At 35.1% G+C, this 23,814-nt stretch carries 21 protein-coding genes and 1 pseudogene; 13 read left to right on the forward strand and 9 right to left on the reverse strand.

The genetic code is table 11. The features are described 5' to 3' along the window. Window positions 1-16: 16 nt before the first annotated feature. From PY093_RS09305 to PY093_RS09315, 3 genes are all read right to left on the reverse strand, one after another. Complete coding sequence (locus tag PY093_RS09305) at window positions 17-547, reverse strand: tryptophan transporter (RefSeq protein ID WP_275645614.1); 531 nt, start codon at window positions 545-547, stop codon at window positions 17-19. 133 nt (window positions 548-680) lie between these two features. Further along, window positions 681-1,763 carry a 3-phosphoserine/phosphohydroxythreonine transaminase gene (gene serC, locus PY093_RS09310; RefSeq protein WP_275645615.1) on the reverse strand — a complete coding sequence of 361 codons (1,083 nt, stop codon included), beginning with the start codon at window positions 1,761-1,763 and terminating at the stop codon, window positions 681-683. Window positions 1,764-1,962: 199 nt separating this feature from the next. Then, window positions 1,963-2,388 (reverse strand): HIT family protein, encoded by a 426-nt coding sequence (locus PY093_RS09315; protein WP_275645616.1) that lies wholly within the window; start codon window positions 2,386-2,388, stop codon window positions 1,963-1,965. Window positions 2,389-3,119: 731 nt separating this feature from the next. Here PY093_RS09315 and PY093_RS09320 point away from each other — a divergent pair. From PY093_RS09320 to PY093_RS09330, 3 genes are all read left to right on the forward strand, one after another. Beyond that, window positions 3,120-3,860, forward strand: coding sequence for an ABC transporter ATP-binding protein (locus tag PY093_RS09320; RefSeq protein ID WP_275645617.1), 741 nt, complete (start codon window positions 3,120-3,122; stop codon window positions 3,858-3,860). After that, complete coding sequence (locus tag PY093_RS09325; RefSeq protein WP_275645618.1) at window positions 3,853-5,070, forward strand: ABC transporter permease; 1,218 nt, start codon at window positions 3,853-3,855, stop codon at window positions 5,068-5,070. Before PY093_RS09320 ends, PY093_RS09325 begins: the two co-directional genes overlap by 8 nt. Window positions 5,071-5,261: 191 nt before the next feature. Beyond that, the gene (locus tag PY093_RS09330; protein ID WP_275645619.1) at window positions 5,262-5,975 is read left to right on the forward strand and encodes an EcsC family protein; all 714 of its coding nucleotides are present in this window, start codon (window positions 5,262-5,264) and stop codon (window positions 5,973-5,975) included. Between the two features lie 72 nt (window positions 5,976-6,047). On the opposite strand, the gene PY093_RS09335 is transcribed toward PY093_RS09330, so the two are convergent. Next, entirely contained in the window at window positions 6,048-7,259 is a 1,212-nt protein-coding gene (locus PY093_RS09335; RefSeq protein ID WP_275645620.1) for a M20 family metallopeptidase, read from the reverse strand. 166 nt (window positions 7,260-7,425) lie between these two features. Here PY093_RS09335 and PY093_RS09340 point away from each other — a divergent pair, with 166 nt between their 5' ends. After that, window positions 7,426-8,106 carry a phosphatase PAP2 family protein gene (locus PY093_RS09340; protein WP_275645621.1) on the forward strand — a complete coding sequence of 227 codons (681 nt, stop codon included), beginning with the start codon at window positions 7,426-7,428 and terminating at the stop codon, window positions 8,104-8,106. 899 nt (window positions 8,107-9,005) lie between these two features. Here the strand turns inward: PY093_RS09340 and PY093_RS09345 are convergent. Next, complete coding sequence (locus tag PY093_RS09345; protein ID WP_275645622.1) at window positions 9,006-11,132, reverse strand: GDYXXLXY domain-containing protein; 2,127 nt, start codon at window positions 11,130-11,132, stop codon at window positions 9,006-9,008. A 162-nt stretch (window positions 11,133-11,294) separates the two neighbouring features. Between PY093_RS09345 and PY093_RS09350 the strand changes: the two genes are divergently transcribed. After that, window positions 11,295-11,426 carry a hypothetical protein gene (locus PY093_RS09350; protein ID WP_275645623.1) on the forward strand — a complete coding sequence of 44 codons (132 nt, stop codon included), beginning with the start codon at window positions 11,295-11,297 and terminating at the stop codon, window positions 11,424-11,426. A gap of 200 nt (window positions 11,427-11,626) precedes the next feature. On the opposite strand, the gene PY093_RS09355 is transcribed toward PY093_RS09350, so the two are convergent. Continuing rightward, the gene (locus tag PY093_RS09355) at window positions 11,627-12,985 is read right to left on the reverse strand and encodes an amino acid permease (RefSeq protein WP_275645624.1); all 1,359 of its coding nucleotides are present in this window, start codon (window positions 12,983-12,985) and stop codon (window positions 11,627-11,629) included. Window positions 12,986-13,127: 142 nt separating this feature from the next. Here PY093_RS09355 and PY093_RS09360 point away from each other — a divergent pair. After that, window positions 13,128-13,757, forward strand: a pseudogene (locus PY093_RS09360) (LysE family transporter). A gap of 40 nt (window positions 13,758-13,797) precedes the next feature. On the opposite strand, the gene PY093_RS09365 reads toward PY093_RS09360, so the two are convergent. Continuing rightward, the gene (locus PY093_RS09365) at window positions 13,798-14,046 is read right to left on the reverse strand and encodes a hypothetical protein (RefSeq protein ID WP_275645625.1); all 249 of its coding nucleotides are present in this window, start codon (window positions 14,044-14,046) and stop codon (window positions 13,798-13,800) included. 143 nt (window positions 14,047-14,189) lie between these two features. Between PY093_RS09365 and PY093_RS09370 the strand changes: the two genes are divergently transcribed. Continuing rightward, complete coding sequence (locus tag PY093_RS09370; RefSeq protein ID WP_275645626.1) at window positions 14,190-14,750, forward strand: peroxiredoxin family protein; 561 nt, start codon at window positions 14,190-14,192, stop codon at window positions 14,748-14,750. On the opposite strand, the gene PY093_RS09375 is transcribed toward PY093_RS09370, so the two are convergent. Together PY093_RS09375 and PY093_RS09380 are read right to left on the reverse strand one after the other, a co-directional pair. Then, window positions 14,742-14,894: a hypothetical protein gene (locus tag PY093_RS09375; protein WP_275645627.1), complete on the reverse strand. Its 153-nt coding sequence runs from the start codon at window positions 14,892-14,894 to the stop codon at window positions 14,742-14,744. The two genes, PY093_RS09370 and PY093_RS09375, sit on opposite strands and share 9 nt — an antisense overlap. A 301-nt stretch (window positions 14,895-15,195) precedes the next feature. Beyond that, window positions 15,196-15,708 carry an antibiotic biosynthesis monooxygenase family protein gene (locus PY093_RS09380; RefSeq protein ID WP_275645638.1) on the reverse strand — a complete coding sequence of 171 codons (513 nt, stop codon included), beginning with the start codon at window positions 15,706-15,708 and terminating at the stop codon, window positions 15,196-15,198. 156 nt (window positions 15,709-15,864) lie between these two features. Between PY093_RS09380 and PY093_RS09385 the strand changes: the two genes are divergently transcribed. From PY093_RS09385 to PY093_RS09410, 6 genes are all read left to right on the forward strand, one after another. Next, complete coding sequence (locus PY093_RS09385; protein ID WP_275645628.1) at window positions 15,865-18,006, forward strand: transglycosylase domain-containing protein; 2,142 nt, start codon at window positions 15,865-15,867, stop codon at window positions 18,004-18,006. Window positions 18,007-18,024: 18 nt separating this feature from the next. Then, the gene (locus tag PY093_RS09390) at window positions 18,025-18,210 is read left to right on the forward strand and encodes a hypothetical protein (RefSeq protein ID WP_275645629.1); all 186 of its coding nucleotides are present in this window, start codon (window positions 18,025-18,027) and stop codon (window positions 18,208-18,210) included. A gap of 34 nt (window positions 18,211-18,244) precedes the next feature. Then, the gene (hemE, locus tag PY093_RS09395; RefSeq protein ID WP_275645630.1) at window positions 18,245-19,282 is read left to right on the forward strand and encodes a uroporphyrinogen decarboxylase; all 1,038 of its coding nucleotides are present in this window, start codon (window positions 18,245-18,247) and stop codon (window positions 19,280-19,282) included. Between the two features lie 31 nt (window positions 19,283-19,313). Next, a complete protein-coding gene (gene hemH, locus PY093_RS09400; protein WP_275645631.1) occupies window positions 19,314-20,246 on the forward strand; it encodes a ferrochelatase in 933 nt (310 codons plus the stop codon). Between the two features lie 126 nt (window positions 20,247-20,372). Continuing rightward, window positions 20,373-21,806 (forward strand): protoporphyrinogen oxidase, encoded by a 1,434-nt coding sequence (gene hemY / locus PY093_RS09405; RefSeq protein ID WP_275645632.1) that lies wholly within the window; start codon window positions 20,373-20,375, stop codon window positions 21,804-21,806. 195 nt (window positions 21,807-22,001) lie between these two features. Beyond that, a complete protein-coding gene (locus PY093_RS09410; RefSeq protein ID WP_275645258.1) occupies window positions 22,002-23,285 on the forward strand; it encodes an IS110 family RNA-guided transposase in 1,284 nt (427 codons plus the stop codon). Window positions 23,286-23,814: the final 529 nt, after the last annotated feature.

Consider the following 23,814-nt stretch of genomic DNA (forward strand, 5'->3'; position numbering starts at 1 on the left):
TTTCTTCATTATAGGGTTAAATTTTAATTTCAGAAGCTAGGTTTGTTCGTTTGATGATTTGCTGTACTATTGGAAAAATCACTACCATTGCAACGGTATTAAATACTGCAGTTGGTAATACTATTCCAATAAATAAACTTGAAAAGGCTGCTCCACCAGGAAGTGCAAAGAATAATAAAGCAGAACCAAGGAATATGCTTCCAGATATAATTGTACCTATTGCTGTTAATACACCAGCACCAACTAATGAACTATTGAACCTTCTAATAAGCAGGAACATTCCTAAAAAAACAAAAGCTGTAATTGGTTTGTCAATTAAGTTAGGAATTTGGCCTGAAGGAAATCCAGTAGTTAAAGCTGAAATAATACCAGTTAAGAGTCCTAGCAACAGCACATTTTTTCTACTTGGGAATAGCAAAATCCCTAAAAACATCATTGTTAGCATTAAATCGGGCTTCATCCCAAACAGTAATGGTGGTGTGATAGCATGCAACACAGCTCCCATACCGACTAATAATGATAGTAAAACAAGTACTCTTGTATTCATTTCTCATCTCTCCTATTCTAACTATACTCATAATTTTTAAGTTTTCTCCAATAATGCACTATTTGCCTATTGCGAAAAAACTTATTCTAAGTATAACAAATCATTTCCTATTTTCATAGAGGTAGTTTTTTAGTTAATTTATTTGTCTAAATTTTTCCATGAATTTTACAAGTGCCTGACAAGATTCCAAGGGTACAGCATTATAAATAGATGCCCGACACCCACCAATCGAACGGTGACCATTTAATCCACTAAATCCATTCTCCTTTGCCAGCGATAAAAAGCAGTTTGTTAATTCCTCAGTTGGCAGAGTAAAGGTGATATTCATATTTGAACGACTATCTTGCTTAGCGTGGGGAGTGTAAAAGCCGTCTGATTTATCAATACATTGATAGATCAGTGAGGCTTTTTCTTTATTTCTTGTTTCAATTCCATCCAACCCACCTTGGTTTTTAACCCAATCTAATACAAGTGCCAATATATAAATTGAGAATGTTGGTGGAGTGTTATATAAACTGTTTTGTTTAACATGCGTACCATAGTTTAAAAATGTAGGAATGTGTTCAGGAATCTTTGTTAGTAGTTCCTTTTTAATAATCACAACTGTGACTCCAGCAGGACCTAAATTTTTTTGTGCACCAGCATAGATTAGTGAAAATTGATCGATATTCACTTTCTTACTCAAAATGTCACTCGACATATCTGCTATTAATGGAATATCTACAAGTTCGGGATATGAATGCCACTGGGTTCCATAGATAGTATTATTAGACGTAATATGTAAGTAGGCTGTCTGACTAGAAAGCGATAAATTAGCATGACTTGGAATATAGGTGTAGTTCTCTTCTTGACTAGAAGCGATAACTTTTGCGTGACCAAGTTTTTTTGCTTCCTTGAATGCTTTCTCTGACCACTCACCAGTTAGGATATAGGCTGCTGTTTTGTCTTTAGCTAAAAGATTCAATGGAAGCATAGAGAATTGTAAGCTAGCTCCACCTTGTAAGAACAACACCTCATAGTCATCTGAGATTTGTAATAGTTCTTTGAATGATGTCTTTGCTCTTTGATGGACTTTGTCATACTCATTGCTACGATGGCTTAATTCCATAACTGACATTCCAGTTCCATTGTAATTTAGGAATTCTGCTTGTGCGATTTGAAGTACCTCTAGAGGAAGGGCAGAAGGTCCAGCATTAAAATTAAAAGCGCGTTGCATTGAAATCCCCCTTAAATTATGAAGTTGCGATTTAATTATATATATTATCATGAAAATGCCATTAATAGAGGAAATTTTTAAACTATTTTGTTAGCAAAGCAAAGGGTGCACGGAGCTAGGCACCAAAACTAGATACAACTTTTTTACTATCTAATATTTTAAAGAAAAACAGACCTATACAGGGTCTGCCTCGTACTTATCAGTGTATTGCATCTGAGATTTCTTTTGCAATGTCTTGTAAATTTTGTGTTGTATATTGATTCGCATGTGATTTCCAAACAGCGCCGAAGCCATCACCTTTACCGTAGCGGGGGATGATATGCATATGATAATGAAAAACGGTTTGACCTGCTAGCTCCCCATTATTATTTAAAAGGTTTAAGCCTGCAGGGTTATATTTGGTTTTTAAAGCATTTGCGATTTTCGGAACAGCTTCAAAGAAATTTTTTGCTATGTCTTGGGTTAACTCATAGATGTTTTCTTTATGTACTTTCGGAATAACGATTGTATGTCCCTTCGTAACCTGACTAATATCTAAGAAGGCAACTACATATTCATTTTCAAATACTTTAGCACTAAGAATTTCTCCATTTTTTATTTTACAAAATATACAATCATCACTCATGCGTTATCATCCCTTCAATTAATGTACTATAAGAATATACTACCATAACAAAGATATCCATTTAAAATATGGATAATCTTAAATTTTTCTAAAATAAATAAAGAGAAGGATGCGACCGTTAAGGTGCACCCTTCTCAGTGAAGGTGTGGGAGAATTGAAACAACAGTTTTACAGGGTTAAAGTATCTTTAGCAAACACCTCATTTTTAATTTAAAATGATATGCAGCGTGATAAATGTGATTGTAATCCTTTGTTCAAGATGACCATCCCCTTTTTTTAAGGTTATAAGTTTCACAACTTATATAGCAGTTAGATGATCTTTAACAAACACCTCATTTTACAAAATGACTTTTATATACGAGCTTCAAATTAAATTGTGGCCCGTAAACACCTCATTTTCGTAAGAGTTAGTTTGACAAGTTTAAAGGTTACTCACTTTATTCAAGACTACCATCCCCTAGTTAGTTGTTGTAAACAAAACGTTTAAAACAAGGAATTGTCTTTAACAGACACCTCATCTCAAAGTATGATGATAATCATCAATCGCTTTTTCAATCTCCCTCTTCAAATATTATCATGCCCGATGAGGTTTTCTTTATGCAAATAAAAGTAATTTGTTTTTAATGGTATTTTCCAACCTATATGCTTGAAAGCTAGAGTAGGGAAGTTTCTCTTTATGGAAAAATTTGATATAGTGAAAGAAGAAAGTTTTAGAAAAGAAGGGATAAGATATGTCACTTTTAGAGATAAAAAATTTGACTGGTGGTTACACAAAGAATCCTGTTCTTAACGATATTTCATTTACAGTTAATCGGAATGAAATTGTTGGTTTAATTGGCTTAAATGGAGCAGGCAAAAGTACGACAATTAAGCATGTCATTGGTTTAATGGAGCCTAAAAAAGGTGAAGTTTTAATTAATGAAAGAACATTACAAAGTGGTCTTGAAGAGTATCGTTCACAGTTTAGTTTTATTCCAGAAACACCTATTCTTTATGATGAACTAACATTGTATGAACATTTAGAGCTTACAGCAATGGCTTATGGATTAGATAAGGAAACATTTACTTTGCGTTTAGAACCGTTACTTAAAGAATTTAGAATGGAAAAAAAGGCAAAGTGGTTTCCTGCTCATTTCTCAAAGGGGATGAAGCAAAAAGTCATGATTATGTGTGCGTTTTTAGTGGAACCTCCGCTTTATATTATAGATGAGCCTTTTGTTGGTTTAGATCCACTTGGAATTCAGTCATTGTTGGAATTAATGAATAAAATGAAGCAAAATGGCGCTGGTATTTTAATGTCGACACATATTTTAGCTACCGCTGAAAGGTATTGTGATTCATTTGTTATTTTACATAATGGAGAAGTTCGTGCAAAGGGAACTCTTGAAGAACTAAGAACTCAATTTGTGATGAAAAATGCTACACTGGATGATATCTATATCCAGCTTACAAAGGAAGAATCCAATGATTGACACAAAGCAATTATGGAAACGGCGCTATACACAATATGTAAAAGAGGTTAGACGATATTTAAAGTATATGTTAAATGATCATTTATTGATTGCTCTTGTTTTTTTACTAGGAGGAGCCGCATTTGTATATAGTGGCTGGCTGTCAACACTTCCGGCTAATTTTCCGGCTTTCCTAATTATTGCACTTGTTCTAGCCATTCCATTAACAAATAGTCAGGTCCAAACTCTTTTGAAGGAACCTGATTTAGTCTTTTTACTACAAGTGGAAAATAAATTAACACCATATTTTCAGAAGGCATTTGTCTCAAGCTTTGTTTTTCAGAGCTATCAATTATTACTATTATCAGTTGGGCTTGCACCGCTTTATGTTAAGGCATCTGGTAATTCCTTTGTGGCCTTTGGTGTTCTATTCGCTGTTCTATTGCTACAAAAGGTTTGGAATTTAGTAATGTCATGGAATGTAAACTTTTTTGATGAACCTTGGGCAAGAAATGCGGATAAAGTCGTTCGTTATTTCATTAATTTCTTATTTTTTTACTTCATTATAAAAGAAGCCACCTTTATTCTTATCGTCGGAATGATTGTCATCATGATGCTGCTTCTTATTTATTTCCAACGCGCTACCACGAATAAAAGCATTAAATGGGAGCGATTAATTGATCTTGAATCTAGACGTATGATGACATTTTATAGAATTGCAAATTTATTTACAGATGTACCGAAATTAAAGGAGCGCGTGAAACGCCGCAGGTGGCTTGACTGGGTAACACGTATGCTTACTTACTCAAAAAACAATGCATTTGGCCACCTATATTTAAGAACCTTCTTACGCTCTAGCGATTATTTTGGAATGTATCTTCGCCTGGTTGTAATTGGTGGACTACTTCTATTATATTTACCATTAGATAACGGAAAAGTATTTGTTAGCCTTTTATTTATCTATTTAACAGGGTATCAATTAATGACATTATGGAGACAACATAGTACGAAAATATGGATTGACTTATATCCCGTTCCACGCGAGGTAAGGCGAAAATCATTCCTTCGGCTAGTCTTTGTATTGTTGATTACTCAAAGTGTTGTATATGCACTATTTGTTTTGGCCAGTGGTATGCTGGTGCATTCACTATTATCAATAATAGCGGCAATCTTGTTTAATTATCTACTTGTATTCTTCTATATAAAAGGAAAAATTAATAAGTTAATTTAATTCCCCTTATTGGTTCAATAGGGGGTTTTTTACTTCTGATGGTTAGAAAAAAGTTTTCACTGCGACTTCAGTCATCTTTTTTCACATGAAAAATGAAACTTAAACAGTTTGAAATCCGTATACTTTAGGTAGACATGTTAATTCAACCAAAGGTGTAAACAAATTATTGTTTGAAAAAGGAAGATTAAGACATGAATGAGTATGAACGTAAAGTACAAGAGGAAATGGTTCTATGGAGAAAGAGGGTTACAAAAAAATCTACCATGCTTAATCGGTTCTCGAAAACGGCTCAAACGAAAATTAACAGCTTAATACCTGATAAAGCACATCAAGTTATAACTGAAAGTATTAAAAAGATGGTTCAAGCAACATTAGTTGGTTCTGAATATACAACTAAACCAAAAGAAGTCTCAAGGTTATCGTTGGAAGCAAAAGAAAAGTTAGTAATAGAAAGATTAAATGTATATAAGCGTACCGCAGCCGTGGAGGGTGCAGGGACAGGAGCAGGTGGCTTTCTTTTAGCGCTTGCAGATTTTCCCTTACTACTATCTATAAAAATGAAGTTCTTGTTCGAAGTTGCTTCAATTTACGGTCATGACTCAAAGCGATATGATGAACGATTGTTTATTCTTTATATCTTTAAATTGGCGTTTTCAAGCGATAAATATAAAATGGAAACATTGTCATATATCGAAGATTGGGATATTAAAAAGAGAGAGCTGGAAGAGGTAGATTGGCGAGTATTTCAACAGGAGTACCGTGACTATATCGATTTCATAAAAATGCTCCAACTTATTCCTGGGATTGGAGCAGTTGTAGGGGCATATGCAAATTATAATTTACTTGATCAATTAGGAGAAACAGCGATTAACTGCTTTCGATTACGACATTTTAAAAATAGTTGATCAGAGGATAACAACTGGAATTGAATAGTAACTACAGAAAAAGCACTTGGATTATCCAAGCGCTTTTGTCATTTATGCTTCTACTACTTCTTCTTCTTTGTTTCTAGTTTCATTTACTAAATAATTAACAGCTGCAGCGCCTAGCGTTTTTGCAGCAATGAGCATTGCTTTTTCATCAATATCAAACTTTGGATGGTGGTGAGGATATGGAATCTCGACATTTTCAGGTTTTGCACCTGTAAAGAAGAAGGTACCTTTCACTTTTTGAAGGTAATATGCAAAGTCCTCACCGCCCATTTGTGGATCAGATTCTTCGACTGATACTATTCCAGGCACATCCTTTGCAACCTTAACAAGGAATTCTGTTTCTTCTTTATGGTTAACAACTGCTGGGTAACCACGATCAAATGTATAAGAATAAGAGGAATCTGAAGTATAGCAAGTTCCCTTTATCACACGTTCAATCTCACCTTCAATTTGATTACGTACATCCTCATCGAATGTTCGTACTGTACCAATCAATTTAGCAGTATCAGCAATTACATTGAAAGCATTCTGTGCGACGAATGAACCAACAGAAACAACAGCAGACTGAACTGGGTCAACCTTTCTACTAACAATTTGTTGTAAATTCACAACAAGCTGTGATGCAGTAACAATGGCATCTTTTGTTTTATGAGGTGCTGCCCCATGCCCACCAGAGCCTTGAATAGTAACCTCAAATCTATCTGCTGCAGCCATGATTGGGCCTTCACGGTAAAGAATTGTTCCAGTTGGATCACCTGCCCATAAATGTGTTCCAAAAATGGCATCGACTCCATCTAGGCAACCGTCTTCAATCATTGCAATTGCTCCACCTGGTGCATATTCTTCAGCATGCTGGTGAATCAATACAACTGTCCCAGGCAACGATTCTTTCATCTCATTTAATACCTTTGCTAAAACCAATAGCGTAGATGTATGACCATCATGTCCACAAGCATGCATTACACCAGGTACTGTTGATTTATAAGGCACATCTTTTTCATCATGAATTGGTAAGGCATCAAAGTCGGCACGTATTGCAACTGTTTGACCTGGTTTCCCACCAATGACTTTTGCAACTACACCATTACCTCCAACATTCGTACGAACTTCAATCCCTAGATCTTTATAAAAGTTAGCTATGTATTCAGCCGTTTTATATTCTTTAAAGGATAATTCAGGGTGTTGATGTAAATAACGTCTTATATCAACCATCTCAGTATATTTTTCTTCAAGTGATTCAAATAAATCAATCAGCATTTTATTGGCCCCCTATACATTATTTTCAAACTATTGCTATAATTATAGCATTGTTACTAAAAAAATGATGAAACTTTTGCTTTAAAATAAAAAAAGTTATTATTTATTAGACGAGTTCAGTATTATTAAGTATGGGAGCTAATATATGGAGGAGAGGTGATAATTAATGGAATTAAAACCACAATTAGATAATAATCCGGAAAGTAGTAATTTTCTATTCTATTTGTTTTTTAGCCTTTGTGTGCCTTCGATGCTATTATTAATTCTTTATCTAAATCAATTGCGTGCAGGTAAGGCATTACTTGGAGATACTATGATAGTTCGTATTGCTGAAGGAATGACGAATCCCTTTAGTAAATTCGTCTTTACGTTGTTTACTGAAATGGTTACAACAGAAGGAATAATTGCCCTGTTGATTCTTTCAATCATCTTAATATGGTGGAAGAGCAGAGACTATGTTGCAATAATTGTTCTTGCGTTAGGAACCTATCTTAGTGATGAGTTAAATAAATGGCTTAAAGAGGTATTCGCTAGAGAGCGCCCACTTATCGACCCAGGAATTTATGCTGAAGGTTACAGTTTTCCAAGCGGCCATGCGATGATTGGATTAATGTTTTATGGCTTTCTGACGTATTTTCTTTTAACAAAATTACGGACTAGCAAAAGTAAACTAATTTTCGGAATAATAATGTCATTATTCATTTTCCTTATTGGATTTAGTAGGATTATCCTAAACGCCCACTATCCATCTGATGTAATAGGAGGATTTGCGATTGGTTTTATAGGCTTAGTCATTATGGTCCTTTTACACAAGGGTGGAACAAAGGTATGGCCTAACAAAAAATAATGAAAGAAAAAAGCAGGGTTAATCGCTAAGTAGTTCGGTTCAGAGGTAGAAAATCAAAAATAACAGGTCATTTTTAAGACGAATTCGCATATGAATTCGTCTTTTTATCTATACTGATATTATAAGGTTTCAGGTCCGATGGCGCATGGAGCTAGACGTAGATAGACCAAGACACGAAGTTATACACAACCTTACAATTTAATAAATTCCTAAACAATGAAAAAGGCGTGCAATCTGACAACAGATTTGACACCTCTTTGACACCCATAAATAAAAAGAAAGAGCGAACCCTCAAGGACCAAGAGATGAGGGAATCAGCATGGTTTAATAAATAAGCGGAGAAATTTCTCTTAATTACGAAATAGCACTTAAAATAGCTTAAATAGACGGAAGGATTCCGACTATTTACACAAAAAACGTCAAAATGGATCATTTTGCATTGCTTAAGCGGAAAACCTCCGCTTATATACCCCGAACCAAGCCTTATTACGCAGTTTAACCGGAAAATCTCCTCTTATTTTAACTATCACTGGTTACTAAATTTAGGAGATGACTTCTGATGTATATATGGAAATGTGTAAGAATTGACATCCCAATTGACACTTAATTTTGAGTGTCCAAAAAGTATTGTCCTTTAAATTTATTTTGTCATTAGTGGTTTTATTTTACTATAAGAGGTATTATAAATCCCTATATAAAAGGAAAATGGCGTACGTCGATTCGTATGCCATTTCTAGTGTCAATTTTCCGTTATGTACCTCAAAACGAAACGGTTTAATGTTAAAACCTCTGCGTTTTAAGTTTTCTAAAAAATTTTGTTAATTGGCTGGTTATTTAACTTGTTAAATTGAGTTTTCTACTTCATAACCGAACTACTTAGTTAATCGCCCTGCTTCTTTCTACTCAACCGATAATAAAATTGAATCTCCTTTTTTAGAAACGGCAACCTTTGCAAGCTTAGCGTTTCTTTCGACATCTAAGCCAGTGCCCTCAGGTACAAAATAGCTCTCAATGCCAAATATAATCTGATCATATCCATTGTATTTTCCTGTCATAATCACTTCATCTTCAGCTAACTTCATTTTAGTAGGATCTATTTGCCTGTTAAAGACCTTAATCGTTTGATAGATACCATCCTTATTTTCTTTTAATAATAAATAAGCACGACCTTGATTCCTTTCCACAGGTAGTTCAAGTTCACCAATTTCATACTGTAAACGAACGTAGTCACCTTGAATAAGTGAGCGTGGATCGACCGGGGCTAATTCAAGTGTTATCACTTTACCTTCACTTAATAATTGTTCATTTGAGAAAACTTGGTAGCCTAAAATACTTAATTGTAAAAGAACGACAGAAGTAATTAAATACCACTGCTTTTTTGAAAATACAGTGCGTAAGGATGATCCAGATTCTTTTTTATCAAAGAAACGAGTTAGTAGTAAAAATAGTAAACCTATAATAAATAATGATAGAGATTTGTGAAGTAGTGACCAAACAAAGTCGTAATAGGTTGTAATTAGAAAGGCTAGCCAAAAGACCACTGTAAGTCTAAACTCAAATAACTTTTCATTTCTTCCATAATCAAGGAGTACGATCGTCCCTACTCCAAAAAATAATACACTATAGAAAATTTCAATTAAAAGACCCTCGTTTAAAAACGTTAATGAATACAGAAAAAGTAAAGAATAGAATAGTCCTATACGTGAAACATCTTTTCTGTTTTTAGCTAAGTAAGTGAGAACTCCATTTCCAATTGCAAATGTAAGTAATATAAGTTCTAGATGGGCACTAAGTTCTAATTCATTTAAAAGTAAAGAAAGAGTACATCCCATAAAAGAAGTGTAACTTATTAATCTTACTACACCATCTTTTATTAGTAGGAAAGTAACAAGGGAAATCACAAGATAAAGTATGGTGATAAAGCTACTTAGGAAAATGGCAGCGAGCATACCTGAGAAAAAGGCCATGATAATTAATGTATGTCTTGCAGTTGCTTCAAGTTTATGAAAAAGTAAACCAACTAGTATGAAGATAAGGCTAACAGTAACTATTGCATATTCAGATTCGAAAATTAGGAAAATTAATGATCCGAAGCTAGAAGCAAACATGATTGAACCAATAATGGTAACAATTACGATTAAAATTCTTTTTGGAATATTGTTAACACCATCTCCAGCATTCCTAGTTATTTTTCTTGCCAAAAGGACTCCGCAAATTATTAAAATTATAGAAGCAATCGAACCGCTTAGTTGAATGGCAAAGAACCCTAAATTGTCTAGAAATAATATAGGTAATTCGATGATCTTCGCAAAAGCATAGAGGCTTCCCATTGTAAATAATATAATTGTTAGCCCCTTATCACCGCTGTTTTTAGTGAGAAGCCTATAGGAAATAAAAGCAAAAAAGATATATAAAATATTTGTCCAGCCACTATAAGGATCAAAAAGCTCGAAGAAACTAATTCCTATTAAAGACAGATGTACAACAGAATATGATAAATATCTGATTGTTTTAATGTTATAAGAAGATGTGAAGGTCAATCCAAACAAAAATAAATTTATCACACCAATCGCAAGGTAAATAACCCACTCTTCAAAATTAGAGCGGACAATGAAATACGAAGATGGATACATATAAAACCAATAAGCAAGATGGAAAAGTATATAGCTTAGTATCCAAAGAGGTGTATATCTGGTAATAAAAGCTAATAGTACAGTTGGTAAAAGCCATACTACAAACAGCATATAACTATCTGCATGGGAATTGTAAATTTGCCCAACTAATCCAACACTAACTCCAAAGCAAATAGCTGCCGCAACGAGAAACCACTTTCCTAAAAACGGTTGATGTGAAAGAAGCTTTGTGGATGTAAAAGAAACTAAATAAAATAGGATCATTGCTCCAACAGATAAAGATAATTTTTCATATCTTGAAAAGTATCCCCAGTTTGCAGCAAAAAAGTAAACGATACTAGATAAAAAAAGGATTATTGAACCCAGGTAACCTATTGGTATCAATCTAGTCATTTTTTCTCCCTCCTTTTTTCTAATCATATACTAAATTTCATATATATGTATGTATTTTGATGAATTCTTATCCCTAAAAATCCTGGTGAAGTGTATACATGATTATCCATGTAATCTAGGTGCATTGTATTGAAAAAACTATACTAAAGGAGATGGGTTTTTATGAATAGATTTATTGCCATTCTGGTATTACTCTTCGTTAATAGTGGCTGTAACTGGGGTGAACTAGGTGAGAACGTTCGCATTAAATATAATGTAGAGCCTGAGGGAATTGAGGATTATCCCTTGCAATAATCTATTAAGAACAGTCGTATATGGATACAAGTGAGTATGTTGGAGTTTTTATTAAATTAGAATAATCAACTGCAGAAACCTGAGTTGAGTATTTTTAACCTTATAGAATTCATCTTGATTGGACTAGGACATGTAAACAAAAGCTAGGCTGACTATCTTTTAAAGTCAGCCTTTTGTGATGGAAGGATACTTTGACATTTTTAGATCTTTTTGAATAGCGAGCTATTGTCAGACGTAGGTTTATCCTTTTTGTTAAAACGTCCTTTTATAAAGAGAACTAAAACAATAGTGCCGACAAAGCCAATACTAATAAAAAAACCAGGTCTACTGGAACTACTAAATAATGTACCACTAATTGCTAATAGAATGATTACCATTCCACTGATATATTTAATGTTTTTTAACAGTGTGCCTGGTAGTAAACGTTTTGCAGACAAAAGGATAAAAAACCAATTATATAAAAGCATTAATCCTGCAGCGGTTGTTATATACTCATAAATTGTATCAGGCATTATAAGGGCAAGAACAATTGACGATATTAACCCAATAATTGAAAGAATGAAGGTTGGTAAAGGGACCTTTAACTTTCCTTTTTTAGCAAAAAGGGGTGGTGCATCCCCGTCTTTAGCAAGTGTAACTAGAACTGTTGTTACTCCATATAATGCAGCTACCATTGTTGAGAACCCAGCAATTATTAAAGCAGCATTAAAAATATGTTCAACATATGGGAGGTGATAGTTTTTAAGTGCAGTAACAAATGGACTTTCTTCGACGGAAAAATTATTCCATTTTACCATTATAACCGCTAAAGTAATTGAAATCAGATAGATAGTTGTTATTAAAAACACCATCACTTTTCCAGCCTTTGGTGCCTCCTTTGGATTTTTAAGCTGGGCAGCCATTAAGCCTGTGACCTCAACCCCGCCAAACGCATAAAACGCCAAAATTAATGCCGACCAAACTTGAATACTGCTGTGTGGAAAAATCTTAGCCATTGTATTAGGTACATAGATGCTTTTTGTAACATCAAAAAGCCCCATAATAGCTGCTATTGCGATCACAATAAACATCACAATTGCCGAAATTTTTACTAGAGCAAATATATTCTCAAAACGATTAACACCTTTAGCCCCAAATAATATGACAATTAAACCCAAAGTAGCATATACACATGCAAAAATCCATAAAGGAATATTCGGAAACCAAAATCGAGTGAAAATGGATAGAGCTGTTAGCTGACTCCCCATAATCAGCATTTCAGAAGACCAATACACCCAACCAGAACAAAACCCGGCCCACGATCCATAGGCTTTTTTTGCATAGGAACGAAATGCTCCTTCCAAAGGTTCGGCAGCTGTCATTCGTGCAAGAGCATCAAAAACGAGGTACGTACCTATGGCTGCAATTATAAAAAGGAATAAGACCGCAGGACCACTCTTTATAATCGCAATACTTGAACCTAAGAAGAAGCCGGTTCCAATTGTACATCCAACTCCAAACAAGGACAATTGCCACCATTTAAGATTTTTTTCAGAAGTTTTACCTTTAGGATTACTCATTAGCAAGCCCCCTTAACATAAGTATTTTTCCTGAAGTAGAGTTTATTTATGTACTTATGAACGTAAATTAAGTGTGTTATGTCATGGACTAGCTGAATACACTTGTACAAGTACTATTACAAATCGACAAAGGTGGGGGCAAATGAGTGTACTTATCAGTTATTTCTTTCTAGGAATATCCTTGGCAGCCCCAATTGGTCCAATTAATGCTGCTCAGTTAGACAGAGGGATTAAGTATGGTTTTGTAAATGCCTGGCTTATAGGACTAGGCTCTGTAGTTGCAGACATTGCTTATATGATGGTTGTTTATTTAGGGATAATTCACGTGTTAGAGATTCCTTTTGTCAATACTTTTCTTTGGCTATTTGGTGCATTTGTACTAATATATACCGGAGTTGAAAGCTTAAAAGGCTTAGGCCAAATTTCTTCAACAAATAACAGAGAGAATGAAGAGTCTTATAAATAATCATTTATTGCCGGTTTTCTGATGGCCATAAGTAATCCATTAACAATTCTATTTTGGCTTGGGATTTATGGCTCGGTTTTGGTCAAAACGGCTTCAACAACAAGTTTGGAGCAACTTGCATTATATAGCAGTGCGATCATATTTGGACTAGTTATTTGGGATGTATCGATGGCTGCATTATCCAGTAGTTTTAGAAAGTTTCTATCCACAGGTGTTTTAGCAATTATTTCTATCATTTCTGGGTTTTCGTTAATTGGATTCGGAATTTATTTTGGTTATCAAGGATTAAAGTTATTGTTTGGTTAAGCTCTGACTATTGTTAGGGCTTTTTATAATAGAAAAATTATTATTGAATTGAAATTTGTGCTTCTAGTAAATGCTTTAAATGTTCTTTTGCCCGCCTTACTCGTGCTATTTGCTGGTCATCTGTAAGCTCATCTATATCAAGGTTATTCAATAGCGATTGTGCTAAATTTAACTTGTACCGAGCCTGGTTGAATTCCTCAGGATTATTTTTAGACTGCGCATCATAAAGTTCTCTTTCTGCGATATCCAAAGAAGAGATAGCTTCTTTAAATTCATCATGTATTGCCAAAGTACATACCTCCTAATTTTAATAGCTAGATAATTAGTATAGTGCCACTGTTAGGTAGAGATTATAAATAATGAGCATAGAAAAATAACAAAATCCTAATTATATTTAGATGGAATGCTATTAAATCTAAGGAGCGGGCTTGTGTGAAAAAGAATATATTATTAGTCGCATCACTATTATTGATAGCAGGAGTATTTTATGAATATAATCCTTCCTATGGCATAGCAAAAGAAGTTTATTCAGAAGGTACTTTGTCAGTTGCTACCAGAAAAATAGGACTTCAAGAAGGAAATAGGGCGCCTGACTTTACATTACAAACATTAGATGGAGAAAAAGTGAAATTATCCAATATGTTAGGTAAGATTGTTTTTTTGAATTTCTGGACAACTTGGTGTCCACCATGTAAAGCTGAAATGCCAGATCTGCAAGAATTTTATGAGGAACAACAAGATAATAATATAGAAATTGTAGCTGTAAATATAACAACTTCGGAAAAAAAAGCTGATGACGTAGGAGTATTCGCAAAAGAGTACGGTTTAACATTCCCGGTCTTACTTGATAACAAAGGAGATGTAGCGGATACATACCAAATACTCACAATTCCGACAACTTATGTGATAGACAAACATGGAATTGTTCGTAAAAAAATAATTGGCCCGTTGGAAAAAGAACAGATGGTTGAACTAATTGGAGTTCTAGACTAGAGAAACTAATAAAACAACGCTTCCTACCACGGGAAGCGTTGTTAATTTATTAGTGTTGCAGCACCAGCCTCGATTGCTAAATCCAATGATTAAAAAGATAAAAGTTACATATATCCAATGAAGTGCAGTCAGGTCTATTATCATATAGTTCAACCTCCTATATAAAATTCATCACTTGGGAAAGGCGTATACCCAGAAGATGTAATACAAAATATGAAGAAATGAAAAACATGTAAGGTAGTGAAAAATATAGTAGTTTAAGAGCGGGTAATTTGTCGACCTGTGGTACCAATAGTTTAAAAAATGACAAATTTTTAGTTATTTCCACGGAAATATACAATAAATTGTCAGAATATTAGATTTGCCGTTTGAATGTATATTTTACGAGGGAATAGAAAGAAAAACGAAAAACCACCATATTTTGACGGTTCATGTTACCTAAAAGTTATTCCTTTAATTTTGGTATGAAATATTTAGTAACATAGGAAGGACGGGGAAAAATCGTTTTTTGTTGATCCATACCTTCGTAGGTACCAGGTTTATTATGTGCTTGCACATAGGATTTCGATTGTTGCCAGTTCAAAAAGTGTTGTTCTTTTTCCCATAATGTCATGATAACGTAGGTATCACTACTTAACGGGCGCAAAACTCTTTTAGCTACAAAACCTGGTTCATGTTCAACTAATCCTGGACTATTTTTAAAGCGATATTCAAAAACAGGTCGACCTTCATCATTAACGGGAATATTGTTTAAAACAGCGAAGCCTCCAAGTTCAAATTGTCCAGATGAATAGATGACCTGATATTTCTTCGGTTCATTAAAAATAGAGTTTCCTTTAGTTTCATGGACAAGTAGAGCATTATCCTCAGTTTGAAATAATACTAACTCCTCCTTTGAATGTGCTTTTTTAATGGATTCAAGGTACTCACTAGTTCCAAATGTAAAATAAACATTCATCATAAAACACCTCTTTTAACTATTTCTATTCATACAGTTAATTTTTTTTACAAATTTTACTTATATTACACAAATCATACATACTGTGAAACTTTAACATTAATACTAACTTATATGTCAAATCGAACCAACCTATTTCAGGAGGTGTTTGTAGTAATGAAAAAAAAGTTCATTCTTTCTTTATTAGCAATGCTTTTTACATTCGTTTTTGCGATTTTTGGATATATGCTGATTCTTTATGCTGGTGATTATGTTGTAGACGATAAAAAATTAGTAATGAATTCCGCAACGAGTTTAGTTGATAAAAGTGGGAATCTACTGACCAAGTTATATTATGAAAATAGAGAGTTAGTTTCTATTGATAATATTCCTGAGCATGTACAACAAGCATTTATAGCAGTAGAGGATACAAGATTTTATAAACATCATGGAATTGATGTCAGATCCATTTTCCGGGCCCTTTATAAAGACATAATTGCTGGTGGAAAGGTAGAAGGTGGCAGTACAATCACCCAACAACTTGCTAAGAATGTATTCTTAACAAATGATAAAACGTGGCTCCGTAAAACAAAGGAAGTTATTATCGCAATTAATCTTGAAAAGAACTATAGTAAGAAAAAATTATTAGAAATGTATTTGAATCGGATTTATCTTGGACATGGTGCCTATGGTATTCAGACAGCGTCAAAGATGTACTTTAACAAGGAGATATTTGAATTGACCGTGGAAGAAGGAGCAATGCTTGCAGCACTACCGAAAGCCCCTTCAACGTATTCTCCAATTACAAACGTAGATAAAAGCAAGGAAAGAAGAGATTTGATACTGAGCTTAATGCAGTCACAAGGGTACTTAAGTGCTGAAGAAACTGTACGTTTTCAAGGTAAAACCATTTCTTTAGATGTACAACAATTTACACAGGACCCCTCTATATTAACCTATGTTGATATGGTGTTTGCTGAAGCAAAGGATGTTTATTCTTTATCAAATGAGGAATTGTTAAGGGGTGGATATACAATATCAGTCCCTTTAATTAAAAAGGTTCAGCAAACTGCGTATGATTTATTTCAAGAGTCTAGTTACTTCCCGGGAACAGATGAGTTTGCAGAGGGTGCTTTTGTATTACTAGACAATAAAACAGGCGGTGTCATCTCAATCATTGGTGGGCGTAATTATGTTCAAAAAGGCTTAAACAGATCAATTGTTAGACGTCAGCCTGGCTCTACACTAAAACCACTAGCTGTATATGGACCTGCGTTAGATGAACAAGAATTTGGACCCTATTCGTTACTTGTAGATAAAAAGTTATCATATGGAAAATATGAACCCCGGAACTATAATAACATCTACAAAGACAAAATCTCAATGTATGATGCTGTAATTGAATCAGCAAACGCTGCCGCTGTTTGGACGCTAAATGAATTAGGAATTGATAAAGGCAAGAAATACTTAGGGAAATCTGGTATTACCATTCCTGATAACGGTTTATCTATTGCATTAGGTGGTTTACAACAAGGTATATCGCCACTAGACATGGCAAGGGCGTACAGGGCATTTGCCGCTGCTGGGAAAACGATAGAGCCACACTTTATTAGTAAAATAGTGGATCGTAATGGAAAAGTAGTTGGAACCCCTAGCCTAAAGGAGAAGGAAGTATTTACTAAGCAAACTGCGTGGTATATGACTAGAATGCTTGAAGCAGTAGTGAATAGTGGAACTGGGAGATCGGGAGAGTTTGGTGGTGCTTTAGCTGGTAAAACAGGTACCACTAACTATCCTCATAAGGAAGGGGCAATAAAAGATGCCTGGTTTGTCGGTTACACACCAAGTGTTGTGGGTGCAGTTTGGATGGGGTATGACCACACAGATGAAGAACATTATTTAAATCAAGGTAGTGGCTATTCAACAAAGCTTTTTAAAGATATCTTAACAAAGTCTGAATTGACTACAGCAACCGCCTTTACTACTCCTGCCGATGTCGAAGAATTGGAGTCGCCAATTAGGCTTAAAGATGTTACTGATTTACAAGCAAGCTTAACCTTCAAACCGTTCGGGTTATTCACCATTCAGTTAAACTGGACCCCTGCTATTGATAGTCGTGTAGAATACCGCATTTATGAAAAAGAGATTAATGGTCTAAATTATATTGGCTCTGTCAAAGGTCAAGGAGAATTTGAAATTCAAAATGTAAATATATTTTCTCTACCTACAATATGTGTGGTTCCGTATAATACCCAAACAGACCAAGAAGGAATAGAATCAAATATTGCTCGCCCCGAATTTTTTTTAAGGGGGCGTTAAATTAAAAGAGGCGATTTTTTGACATTTGAGCGTGTTATCTATACAACTATAGGAGAAAACGGTATAGTTGAAGGTGCGAAAAAAACATCAAAAATGGGCAAGAGATTCTTTACCCAGGCGTATTTGATTTTTATGAAAGAGATAACTAGGCCACCACTGAAATATGGTGCAGCCGAGTTTTTCTTTATTAACGGAATACTATAATTAGTTGTTGTGGATAAGGGAAAGGTGGATATTTATGAGCAATCAGTTTAACGATACTTTTTTACAAGCCTGTAGAGGAGAGGCTACAAACCATGTACCTGTGTGGTACATGCGTCAGGCAGGTCGTTCTCAACCTGAATATCGTGCTATCAAAGAAAAATACTCCTTATTTGAAATTACACATCAGCCAGAGCTTTGTGCGTATGTAACAAGACTTCCTGTCGAACAGTATAATGTAGATGCAGCGATTTTATATAAAGACATCATGACTCCACTACCATCATTAGGGGTAGATGTTGAGATAAAGTCTGGAATAGGACCAGTGATTAGCAACCCTATTAAATCACTCCAAGATGTAGAAAAGTTGGGTGAAATTAACCCTGAAGATGATGTTGCATATGTGTTAGATACAATAAAATTACTAACTACAGAGCAACTAAATGTACCTTTGATCGGTTTCGCAGGTGCGCCATTTACTTTAGCATCATATATGATCGAAGGTGGACCGTCGAGAAACTATAACAAAACTAAGGCATTTATGTATGCTGAACCTAAAGCTTGGTTTACGTTAATGAATAAGCTCGGAGAAATGACGATTACATATGTGAAAGCACAAATAAAAGCAGGTGTTAAAGCAGTGCAAATTTTTGATTCATGGGTTGGTGCCCTTAACGTTGAGGATTATCGTTATTTTATTAAACCTATTATGAATCGAATTTTCTTAGAATTACGTGAGGAAGGCGTACCTTTAATCATGTTTGGGGTTGGTGCAAGTCATTTAGCATTAGAGTGGCATGACCTTCCACTAGATGTTGTTGGCCTTGATTGGCGCTTACCAGTTAATGAAGCGAGAGACAAAGGTATCGTCAAAACAGTTCAGGGTAACCTTGACCCCGCCATTCTTTTAGCAACATGGGAAGTGATTGAAGAGCGTACAAAAGCAATTTTAGATGAAGGAATAAAACAACCAGGTTATATCTTTAATTTAGGCCATGGTGTATTCCCAGAAGTTAATCCTGAAACATTAAAACGTTTAACTTCTTTTGTTCATGAATATACAGCTAAAAAATAATGTATTAAATTGTAATGAGGTGTAGTGTTAGATGGCAAAGAAAAAGATGGGTTTACTCGTAATGGCATACGGTACACCATATAAAGAAGAAGACCTTGAACGTTATTACACTCATATTAGACATGGTAGAAAACCGTCGCCTGAGATGCTGCAGGATTTAAAGGATCGTTATGAAGCGATTGGAGGTATTTCGCCGTTAGCTACAATTACTAAGGAACAGGCTGAAAAGCTTGAGCACCATTTAAATAGTAGTCAAGATGTAATTGAGTTTAAAATGTATTTAGGCTTAAAGCATATTGAGCCTTTTGTTGAGGATGCAGTTGCTGATATGCACAGAGATGGAATTGAAGAAGCAGTAAGTATTGTTTTAGCTCCTCATTTCTCAACGTTTAGTGTAAAGTCTTATAATGGACGAGCTAAGGAAGAAGCGGAGAAACTTGGTGGTCCAACTATTCATTCCGTAGAGAGTTGGTATCAAGAGCCTAAATTTATCGATTATTGGGTAAATCAAGTCAAGAATACTTATTCACTAATGACTGAAGAACAACGAGAAAAGGCTGTTCTAATTGTTTCAGCACATAGCTTACCTGAGAAAATTATTGTAGCTGGTGACCCATACCCACAGCAATTACAGGAAACAGCCGATTTAATTGCTAAAAAAGCAGGAATAAAGAATTACGAAATTGGCTGGCAAAGTGCAGGAAACACTCCTGAGCCTTGGATTGGTCCAGATGTTCAAGACTTAACAAGAGATTTAAATAAGAAAAAAGGATATACGTCATTTGTATATATTCCAGTAGGCTTTGTTTCTGACCATCTGGAAGTATTATATGATAATGACACTGAATGTAAAATTGTTACAGACGAAATCGGTGCAGACTATTATCGTCCAGGGATGCCTAATGCAAGACTTGAGTTTATCGACTGCTTGGCTACGGTTGTATTGAAAAAAATAGGGCAGTAAGATTGATTTCATTTGTTGGAAAGCGACTTAAATATCGCTTTGACTTAAAGTTCCCCCACTAAATTGACATTAGTGGGGGATTTTATACAAGGATAATCTATAACTTGAAAAGAAGGCGATGAACAAGTGAGTGATGTAAATGGTCGAGGTCGAGTTGTCGTCATTGGTGGTGGCATTACGGGATTAGCAGCAACCTATTATTTACAAAAGGAGTCAAAGGATAAAGGACTTTCACTTGATGTTAAATTAATAGAAGCAAGTCATCGGCTAGGTGGGAAAATTCAGACCGCTACAAACGATGGTTTTGTCATTGAAAAAGGACCGGATTCCTTTTTAGCTAGAAAACAAAGTGCTTCAAGACTGATCCATGAAGTAGGGCTAGAAGATAAGCTTGTTTATAATTCTTCTGGCAAGTCCTATGTTCTCGTTAAGGGGAGACTCCACCCCATGCCGGGTGGCTCGATTATGGGAATACCGACTCAAATTGCACCATTTATTTCTACGGGACTGTTTTCTCCAATGGGTAAGATGCGCGCTGCTGCAGACTTTGTGTTACCACCTACTAAAGCAGCTGGTGATCTCTCACTAGGCCAATTTTTTAGGAGAAGACTTGGTAACGAGGTCGTTGAAAATCTTATAGAGCCATTACTGTCAGGAATTTATGCAGGTGATATCGATCACCTTAGCTTAATGGCAACCTTTCCACAATTTTTTCAGGTAGAACAAAAACATGGAAGTTTAATTCGAGGTATGAAGCGTGCTGCATCTTCTATACCGAAAAAAAGTGAAAGTATTGCAAAACCTAAAGGGATGTTTTTAACAGTTACAACGGGACTCCAATCCTTGGTTGAAAGAGTAGAAGCTAAACTAGTAGAAGGTTCAGTTTATAAAGGTGTTCGGGTTGGTAGAATCGAAAAAAGAGATCAAGGTTTTAAGGTAATGATTAATAATGGTGAAATTATCCATGCTGATAGTATTATTCTTGCCACCCCGCATCATGTTACTCAATCTATGCTAGAACACTACAGCTTTTTTGATTCTTTAAAAGCAATGCCATCTACGTCTGTAGCAACAGTAGCCATGGCATTTCCAAAATCAGCTATAAAAAAAGATATTGATGGGACTGGATTTGTCGTTTCAAGGAATAATGACTATGTTATTACAGCTTGTACTTGGACACATAAAAAATGGTCACATTCAGCACCTAAAGGAAAAGTATTATTGCGGTGTTATGTTGGTAAAGCTGGGGACGAAGCAATTGTTGAACAATCAGATGATGAAATAATCAAAGTGGTTCTTAAGGATCTAGGCAAAACAATGAATATCTCTTCAAAACCCGACTTTTCTATCATTACTAGATGGAAGGATTCAATGCCACAATATACGGTTGGACATAAACATAGAATAGAAGCGATTAAACAAAACATGAAGGAAGAGCTACCCGGTGTTTTTTTAGCAGGAAGCTCTTACTCTGGATTAGGGATTCCAGATTGTATTGATCAAGGTGAGGAAGCAGTCAAAAATGTTTTAGCATTTTTATCCCGCATTAACGGGCAGTAAGACCCCCACTGTATTGATGTTTATATAGACTTTTAAAGAGGTTAACTAAATGTTAACCTCTTTTTTAAAAAGATAAGAAAGCATTCCTGTATTAAAGCAAAATGAGATTTGAATAAAATAAGCCTCCTTGGTATGATACAAAGTGTCCAAGCTGATCAGCGCAAAGGACATTTAATAACCAAAGGAGGACATAAAATGAAGTATAAACAAAATGACAAGATTCTGCAACTTACAGAAAAAACCTTAATTATAGGGGTTGACATTGCTAAACATAAGCATGTCGCAAGAGCACAAGATTATAGAGGTATACAATTTGGAAAAGCTCATACATTTTTAAACACATATGAGGGTTTTGAAGGTTTCATAAACTGGTTAAATCAAATCAAAGCTAAACAGTCTAAGGAAGATGTCATCATTGGGATGGAACCTACTGGACATTATTGGCTTCCGTTGGCTTATTGGCTAAAAGAAAAAGGAAAAAAGGTGGTTGTAGTTAATCCAGCTCATGTTAAGCAAACAAAGGAGTTAGATGACAATTCTCCTACTAAGAATGATTTCAAGGATGCTAGAGTTATCTCTAGACTTATTGAGGGCGGAAGATATTCGGAGCCCAATTTACCGGAAGGTATATACTCGGATTTACGTGAAGGTATGAACCTATATAACCAATTGGTACAGGACCTAACAGCTGTGAAAAATATAGTTCACCAATGGCTCGACCGTTTCTTTCCTGAATATTTAACGGTCTTTGGGAAGTGGGATGGAAAAGCTTCTCTACAAGTTCTAAGAATGGGACTTTTTCCTGATGAGTTATTAGAGCGTGAAGACTTGGAAATTCTAGCTGAAATTCGTAAAGAAGTTAAAAAAGGTGTGGGAATAAAGAAGGTTGTTCAGTTGAAAAACGTTGCCCTTCGTTCAGTAGGCATTAAAGAGGGGCGAAGTCTAGCTAGGTTAAAATTAAAAAGCTTACTAGACCAATACGATCTTCTTTCAGAACAATTAGAGAGCGTCTGGAGTGAAGTAGAGAACATCATACAAGATGTTCCAGGGGCGAGAGAGATGGGAGATATTAAAGGTATTGGACAAGTTACAGTAGCCTCCTTTTTTGCAGAAGTCGGTGATTTACAAAAGTACTCACATCCCGACCAAATTGTTAAGTTAGCAGGATTAAACTTAAAACTAGCTACATCAGGAAAGTGGAAAGGGCAAACAATTATTACTAAACGAGGGCGTCCTAAATTAAGGGCACTATTGTTTAAAGTCGTGTTGCCTCTTGTAGCTCAAAATCCTGCATTTAAGGCACTACATCAGTACTTTATTACACGAAATGAAAATCCATTAAAAAAGAAGCAGTCTATCATCGCTATATGTTGTAAATTAATTCGTATTTTATTTACGATTGGAAAGAAACAAATTGAGTTTGAACCAGCTAAAATGTTACAAGATATTCCTCATTTTAGTATGCAAGAAGCTGCTTAAAAGGATAGGGTAAAGTGATCAAAAAGAAGTTAGGTGCAGAAAATAGTCGAAGATTTATATAACATAAACAGTAGTATCGATGACAATATTTAATTCTCATTTTTTATTCACTTAGTAGTCGAAGTATTTTAAAGTTGTTTCAATTTGAAGAAGACTTACAACAGAAGCTAGGAGCAGTCGGCAAGCATTTATACTATTGGGCAATGACCCCGCAAGAAAGCATCGCCGACCCCACTTCATGGATAGGCAGAACGAAGGAATGTATGCGCATATTTTTCATATGACGCCGTGAGAAATGGGAGGGTGTGCCGCCATGAACATTGTGGGATCCAATAGCGACCATATTTCTAGATATTATCCTTTTTTGTAAAAAAATAGAAGAAGAGGGTTTATTTAACTATGTCCTCCTCCTCTAAAATACAAATAAAGTTCTGTTAGTCCATTAAAGTGCAGTCTTATTGAAATTTGAAATACTGAGAAAAACAGAGAAAACAAGAGAAAAACCTTACTTTAATGAGGGAGTATAAAA

This window comes from Cytobacillus sp. S13-E01, from assembly GCF_029193815.1.
Classification (GTDB): Bacteria; Bacillota; Bacilli; order Bacillales; family Bacillaceae_L; genus Bacillus_BV.